Origin of the sequence: Sulfurivirga sp. (assembly GCF_015490265.1) — a bacterium.
Lineage (GTDB): Bacteria > Pseudomonadota > Gammaproteobacteria > Thiomicrospirales > Thiomicrospiraceae > Sulfurivirga.
Genome location: NZ_WFYD01000093.1, coordinates 1 through 3,355, shown reverse-complemented (window position 1 = coordinate 3,355; position 3,355 = coordinate 1). Strand labels below are relative to the sequence as shown.

Below are 3,355 nucleotides of genomic sequence, written 5' to 3'. Positions count from 1 at the left end.
AAGGAGATGCAACCATGATCGTCATGTGTCCACACTGCGGCGCGCTCAACCGCGTGCCGGAAGAAAAACTCGATGCCAACCCCACCTGCGGCAAGTGCAAGCATGCACTGTTCACCGGCCAGCCGGTGGAGATGAACACCGAACAGTTCATCAAGGCGCTGCAGAAGACGGATCAGCCCATGGTGGTGGATTTCTGGGCGCCCTGGTGCGGGCCATGCAAGATGTTCGCCCCCACCTTCGCCCAGGTGGCTGCCCAGTTCGAGCCACGGGCGCGCTTTGTCAAGATCAACACCGAGGCCAACCCGCAGCTGGCGGCCCAGTTCGGCATCCGCTCCATTCCCACGCTGGCGATGTTCAAGAATGGCCAGATGGCCGCGCAGATTTCCGGCGCCCTGCCGCCGCAGCAGTTCGCCCAGTGGGTGGCGCAGAACCTCTGATCCCGCTGCGGCCCCGGCACGGGGCCGTTTTCATTCGCCGCTCGCTCCATGCTGATCACCAAATGAATGCCCTTGTGCAGGGCAGCCCTCGCACAGACACCCCTGAATCGGTGACATGCCTGTGACCACCACGCCGTCACCCCCAAAACAAAAAGCGCCGCGGAATGCGGCGCTTTTCTTATCCCCCATACCGGTGACGCTCACACCAGCTCGCTGAGCAGGGTGTTGAGCCGGCGCACGAAGCTGCCCGGATCCTCCAGCTGCATGCCGTCGGCCAGCTGGGCCTGCTCCAGCAGCATCATGCCCCAATCTTTCAACTTCTGATCGTCGTCCAGCCGCTCCAGCTTCCTGATCAGCGCATGGGTGGGGTTGATCTCCAGAATGAGCTTCTGCTTCGGCGGCTCCTGCCCCATCTGCCTGAGCATCTGGATCATGTGCGGACTGAGGCCGTTTTCCGGCGGCACCACCCGTGCCGGCGAGTCGGTCAGGCGGGTGGTGGTGCGCACGTCCTCCACCGCATCGCCCAGCGCCTTTTTCAGCCGCTTGGCCAGCTTGTCCGCCGCCTTCTTCTCCTCCTTGGACACCTCGGCGTCGTCTTCGATGTCCAGATCAGCCTGGGTGACCGACTTGAGCGGTTTACCGTCGTATTCATGCAGGTGACCCACCAGCCACTCATCGATGCGGTCATACATCAGCAGCACCTCGATGCCCTTCTTGCGGAACAGCTCCAGATGGGGGCTGTTCTTGGCGGCGGCGTAGCTGTCGGCCACGATGTAGTAGATGGCCTTCTGGTCATCCTTCATGCGGCTGATGTAGTCGTCCAGCGACACCCGCTGCTTCTCGCTGTCCTCGTGAGTAGAGGCAAAGCGCAGCAGTTTGGCGATCTTTTCGCGGTTGCCATGGTCTTCCACCACGCCTTCCTTGAGCACGTTGCCGAAGGCGTCCCAGAAGGTGGCGTATCTGTCCGCATCCTCCCTGGAGAGCTTGTCCAGATGGTCCAGAATGCGCCTGGTGGAGGCACTGCGGATCTTGCGCACCACCTGATTGTCCTGCAGGATCTCCCGCGAGACGTTGAGCGGCAGGTCGTCAGAATCGATGATGCCGCGCACGAAGCGCAGATAGGCGGGCAGCAGATGCTCGGCATCATCCATGATGAACACCCGCTTCACATACAGCTTGACGCCATAGCGGCGCTCGCGGTCATAGAGGTCGAACGGCGGCACCTTGGGAATGTAGAACAGGCTGGTGTATTCCAGCGTGCCTTCCACCCGGTTGTGCAGCCAGGTGAGCGGGTCCTCGAAGTCGTGGAAGGTCTGCTTGTAGAAGTTGATGTAGTCCTCGTCCTTCAGCTTCGAGCGTGGCTCCAGCCACAGAGCCGTGGCCTTGTTGACCTGCTCCCACTCGTCCAGAATGACCGTCTCCCCATCCTTGAACTCTTCCTTCGGCATGTAGATGGGGAAGCTGATGTGGTCGGAGTATTCCCGGATGATGCTGCGCAGCCGGTGGCCGTCCAGATACTCCTTCGCATCATCCTTCAAATGCAGGATGACACGGGTGCCGTGCTTCTCCTTCTCGATGGCCTCAAGAGTGTATTCCCCCTTCCCTTCGGAGACCCAGCGCACACCCTCGGACCTGTCCGCCCCGGCACGACGGGTCTCCAGTGTCACCCTGTCGGCCACGATGAAGGCGGAGTAGAAGCCCACGCCGAACTGGCCGATGAGCGCGCTGTCCTTCTTCTGATCGCCGCTCAGCTGTGCCAGGAACCTGCGCGTGCCGGAACTGGCGATGGTACCGATGTTCTCCACCACGTCGTCCCGGCTCATGCCGATGCCGTTGTCCTCCACCGTGATGGTGCCGGCGTCCCGGTCATAGCTGACGCGAATGGCCAGCTCGCCGTCTCCCTCATAGAGAGCATCGTTGGACAGCGCCTCGAAACGCAGCTTGTCCAGCGCGTCGGAGGCGTTGGAGATCAGCTCGCGCAGGAAAATGTCCCGATTGGAATAGAGAGAATGGATCACCAGATGGAGCAGCTGCTCCACTTCGGTCTGAAAGCGATGGGTTTCCACCTGTGACATGCTCTGCCTCCCTTGATGGCTCAACGGCATGTCATTGGGGTCTCAGGCCATGTTTTCAAGGGGGTCTCCCCCATTTTTGCGGGATGCCGTCCCGGCGCGGCGGAAAAAACCCCGATTTCTCCCGCTTCCGGTACGAAAAAGGGGCGCCATGCGCCCCTTTGCCTCATGACAAAGCCTTTTCTCACAGCTCGTCCATCACATCACTCTGTTCCAGCCTGCCTTTGGGATGGGTGACCATCAGCAGGTCTTCCTCGATGGCGTCGGGCGAACGGGAGATGCGCATGAACTTGAACATGGTGGAGGTGGGCCAGCTGATGGCGATGCGGAACTCCCCCTTGAGCGCTACTGCCTGCTTGCCGTCCAGCAGCAGCTCGTAGGGCAGATGCGCTGCATGGGTCTTGCCCTTGCGGTCCATCTTCTTGAGGATGAACCTGTCCGCCGCCGGGCCTTCCGTGAACTGCACACCCCATACTGTCATTTCGGTGCCGGGAATATCCACCCGATAGACCTTTTTCACCCCGGCCACGCCCTTGGCCAGATTGCGTTCGATCACTTCCACGCCTTCCTTGTGGCTCTTGTAGGTGTAGAGTTCATCCACATCGGCGAAGTCCGGCATGCCCATGTAGCGGTAGCTTCGCAGTTCCTCGGCACTGAAGGCCTTCTTGCTGCCATACTGGCCCGCGTTGCCCAGCGCCTTCTCCATGGCCGCACGCACCGGCGCGATGTCTCCTTTCAGACGCATGACGTGAAACCAGTAGTCGGGATTGGTGTAGCCCACGTGCATGCCACTTTTCTTGCGCTTGACCAATGCCACCCTTTCCACGGCGCCAAAACCGCCTCGTT

The 3,355-nt window shown here is 60.8% G+C and carries 3 protein-coding genes; 1 reads left to right on the top strand and 2 read right to left on the bottom strand.

Going from position 1 to position 3,355, the window contains the following annotated elements; genetic code table 11:
• The first annotated feature begins 14 nt into the window (after positions 1–14).
• Entirely contained in the window at positions 15–437 is a 423-nt protein-coding gene (gene trxC, locus F8K16_RS06250) for a thioredoxin TrxC (RefSeq protein WP_294948334.1), read from the top strand.
• Positions 438–637: 200 nt separating this feature from the next.
• On the opposite strand, the gene htpG is transcribed toward trxC, so the two are convergent.
• The gene (gene htpG / locus F8K16_RS06245) at positions 638–2,512 is read right to left on the bottom strand and encodes a molecular chaperone HtpG (RefSeq protein ID WP_294948332.1); all 1,875 of its coding nucleotides are present in this window, start codon (positions 2,510–2,512) and stop codon (positions 638–640) included.
• Positions 2,513–2,693: 181 nt separating this feature from the next.
• A partial coding sequence (locus F8K16_RS06240) for a hypothetical protein (protein ID WP_294948330.1) occupies positions 2,694–3,355 on the bottom strand: 662 nt, incomplete at its 5' end.